The 3644-nt window shown below is 39.0% G+C and carries 4 protein-coding genes; 1 reads left to right on the top strand and 3 read right to left on the bottom strand.

Features of this window, described 5'->3' with window-relative positions; all coding sequences use genetic code 11:
• Positions 1–403 precede the first annotated feature (403 nt).
• Positions 404–925 (top strand): MerR family transcriptional regulator, encoded by a 522-nt coding sequence (locus WB217_RS16375; protein WP_423994333.1) that lies wholly within the window; start codon positions 404–406, stop codon positions 923–925.
• 97 nt (positions 926–1022) lie between these two features.
• Here the strand turns inward: WB217_RS16375 and WB217_RS16380 are convergent, their stop codons facing one another.
• The 3 genes from WB217_RS16380 to WB217_RS16390 form a co-directional block, all read right to left on the bottom strand.
• On the bottom strand, positions 1023–1223 hold the full coding sequence (locus WB217_RS16380; RefSeq protein ID WP_423994334.1) for a cold-shock protein: 201 nt from the start codon (positions 1221–1223) through the stop codon (positions 1023–1025).
• 129 nt (positions 1224–1352) lie between these two features.
• A complete protein-coding gene (locus WB217_RS16385; protein WP_423994335.1) occupies positions 1353–2381 on the bottom strand; it encodes an ion channel in 1029 nt (342 codons plus the stop codon).
• 12 nt (positions 2382–2393) lie between these two features.
• Positions 2394–3629, bottom strand: a complete 1236-nt coding sequence (locus tag WB217_RS16390; RefSeq protein WP_423994336.1) for a glutathionylspermidine synthase family protein — start codon at positions 3627–3629, stop codon at positions 2394–2396.
• Between the last annotated feature and the right edge of the window lie 15 nt (positions 3630–3644).

Here is a 3644-nt window from a genome sequence, read left to right on the forward strand (position 1 = left end):
CGATTTTAATGTGCAAAAACCCAACATATATAAGTCCGAATATGACTGTAATGATGACTGGCTTGCTAAATAACATTTGAAATTTCATGTGTATCTCACCCTCTTCATTCGTTATAACAATATTACCATCGTTTGCCAGAAAAAGTTTCGCAATTTTCATTTAAAATTTTTCCGATAACAAAAACTACTATTAATGTTGTCTGTTAATATACAGGATCGGGTAATTCCTCCCTTTCATCGCTTTCTTATAAATTCATGTACTTAAAATAATAGGGTTCCAGACCGTTGGCGAGAAAATCCTGTTATATATGCACTTTCTTTGCCGAATAAAAACTAGTTTTGTCAACTGTACAGGATAAAAGAATTCAGCAGCGAAACCTTTTATTAACAAGGAGGGATCAGGATGAATACTAGCGCAGTGGCTAAGATGCTTGGAGTTTCACCGAGTACCATTCAACGGTGGGTAAAGCAGGCGAACCTTCAGATGGAACGGACTGAATTAGGGCATTATCAATTCTCAGAGGAAAGCATTGAGGTACTAAAGGATATTCAGGAGCAGCTGAACAATGGAGTATTGCTGCAGGATCTAAAGTTGAAAGGTAAAAAGCCGCGGAAAGCGACAGTAGCAGCACCCCAAAGTGATGCGAGAGCTGAACAGCTTTTGCAGAGGATGGATTACCTTGAGAACAAGTTAAACGGAAAAGCAGATGATGTCGTTTCCTATCAGATTCTGCAGCATAGACGGGAAATTGAAGATCTGCAGTCTGAGATCACCAGATTAAACGAGATGATTGAAGGCATGCAGCAGGCGGCAGCACATCTTGAAGAACCAGCCAAGGAGGAAAATAAGGCGTTATTTTCTCCAGTATCCTCTATTAGGAAATTGAAAAAGCGAAGTTTTATAAGTTCCTTTTTTGGACTATAGTTGGGACACATCCATGATGTGTTCTTTTTTTCTGAAAAAAATATTTGACATCAAAAAAACAGACTCCGCAATGTGAGTCTGTTTTAGGTATCCTTAGTTAGGCTTTCTGTACGTTTGTCGCTTGCGGGCCACGCTGACCTGATTCAACTTCAAAAGTAACTTCTTGACCTTCATCTAAAGATTTGTAACCATCGCCCTGGATAGCTGAGAAGTGTACGAATACATCCTCGCCGCCTTCACGCTCAATGAATCCAAAGCCTTTTTCACTGTTAAACCATTTTACTTTACCACGTTCCACTATTGTTGCCTCCTAGCCTTTTAAAAAAATTGCAATTTAACCTTGCGTGATTATTATATCCGTATAAATGATTTTTAAACTTTAATAAGGAATCTTTTTTACATTTTTAATAATAATAAGAATAAATGCCTACCTGCTGATTTTTATATATGTTTCTTCATCACAAATAACAAACATTTTTGTCCCATCCGGAATCTGTTCGTTATGCTTCCTTGCAACATCAAGAGCATGGCCATCTGAAATGAGTGTGGCTCCTAAATCAAAGAGTTCCATAGCGGCGTCTTTATACGTATTCCAATGAGGTCTTTTACCGATTTCGTACAGGTTTTCCCCCTCTGTATTGCTTAGTAATTGTTTGAAAAGCCTGCTTGACCCAGGGAAAATCGCAGCGTGTGCCATTAGCTTAGAAACGGATTCGTTGGATAAAATAAATTCATCAACATTTGCATGTTCAAATAAAGCGATATGTTTTTCCTTCATGATTTCAGCAATGGTATATAAATTTTTATGATAATGCTTAGAAATATGTTCAACTCTAGAGGCAATCAAAAGTGTCTTTCCATCTGCATATTCTGGCAAATCTATACGATCGTCTGTAAATACTGCTACGGATTTCGATTCAAGAATATTAGCCTGCATCAACACTTCTTCCTCGGCAGGGTTTCCGCTTACAAAATGGACACGATCGTGCTGTACAGGTGATTCATTGCTATGGTCAACGATTACAATATCACACTTTTTGTTAGCACTAAGTATTTCATCGACGACATTTGTTAACTTATCCCGTGAGGACCCAATGAGAATATAATGTCCATTTCCTTTATAAGCCAACTTTCCTTCCTCCTTCATTTTTTTATAAAGGGTTAAGCTTTCGAAAATTTTTCCAATAATGACGCCCATTGCTCCTATGCCGATGGTATAAAGGAGCAGCATGGTGAAAATCCTGCCTATATCGCTGCTAGGTGAAAAATCTCCGTAACCCACGGTGACAACGGTTGTCATTGTCCACCATAAAGCATCCATGAACCTTGGAAAGGTTTCTGGTTCGAGCGTTTTCATGACCAGACTGCTTAACAATATCACCAAGGCTGTCATCAAGATAATTTTCCATAGGCTGATTTTCATCAATTTAGAAAAAAACTTTTGCAAAATCCACATCAGTGATCCTCCTTACCCTTTGGAAAGCCCAGCAGGCAAATAGCATGACAGGTTGTTGGTAATCTCACCGCCAACTCGAAAACCAATTGCAGATGGCTTGCCATTTATTAAGAAGCTCCCTATAAGCTGATGGCCAGTTTTCCTTCCTGTTTCGCTTAGATAACTGGTTCTAGGCAGTTCAACGTATTCTTGAAAAATAGATGGAACTTCTGAATATGTCTTATGTTGTTCTTCAGCCAAAAGATTTCCTCCGGGACCAAATATTTGAACTGTGTCCCCTTCCCTGCCGAAAATCGGCTTTTTAACATATGCTCTCTGCTTATTAATGAAGGGATCCGCCTCTAAAAAGGTTGGCAAAAAATATTCCTGAATCCAGGTATGTTCTTCTTCCGTGAAAAAATCATCATTGTTTTCATGCAGTCCCCAAATCACGGCTTGGACTGCTTTGTTTTGAAGTAGAAATGCGGAAGGCGGATTGATGATCGCTAGCTTTTTTCTAAGTACGAGCTGAATCAGCCATTGTCCAATTTTATTCCCTGAGCTGTCTTCGTCGACTATTAAGCTTTCGATTGGGAAGGTTTGGCGATAAAGGATATCTATTTTCCTTCCTTTTTCATCATACAGCCCTTTTCCAGGTTCGATTATCAATTTATGTAGAGGAATGAATTTTGCAGGAAGACTATATAATTCCTGCAGGTATAAAACGGTGTTTTTATCTTCAATATTATCCTCATGGGCTGTAAAAACCACATAAGGCTCCGCCTCTTGAACCCATTTTGCTGATTCTGCTACACTCGTTCGGACAGCCTTTCCTAATTGTTCCGCCATCCCAGCATTGGGATCATCCAGATTGAATTCCTTCGCAACAAGACCGTTTACGTAAAACAGCTCTTTAATAAATGTGGGAGTATCTGAATTAATTTCAATGCATTTATAAGAATGACCGTTCTTCACCAGGTCGAGCCTTGCAATCACGCTTTCAAACGGAATGGTTTTAAGCCTGATGAAAGCAAGGGTTTCTGCTGGAAACCCCATATCTTTCAATGTTTCATCATCAACGTTTCTTAACAGTTCAGATGCTTTAAAATATATTCTGCCTACTCTGTGTGTGCATAGCCTGATCTCTTGGAGAACAGGCTCGTCAATGGTTGAAATATCATAAAGGGCGTATTCTTCTCCATACAAATCAGGCCAGAAATTTTTTATTTCATTATAAAAATGGCGGCGTTCTTTTTTATAGCTGTCCATGGAAGACCCTCCTAT

The organism is Mesobacillus sp., from assembly GCF_049588175.1.
Classification (GTDB): Bacteria; Bacillota; Bacilli; order Bacillales; family Cytobacillaceae; genus Mesobacillus.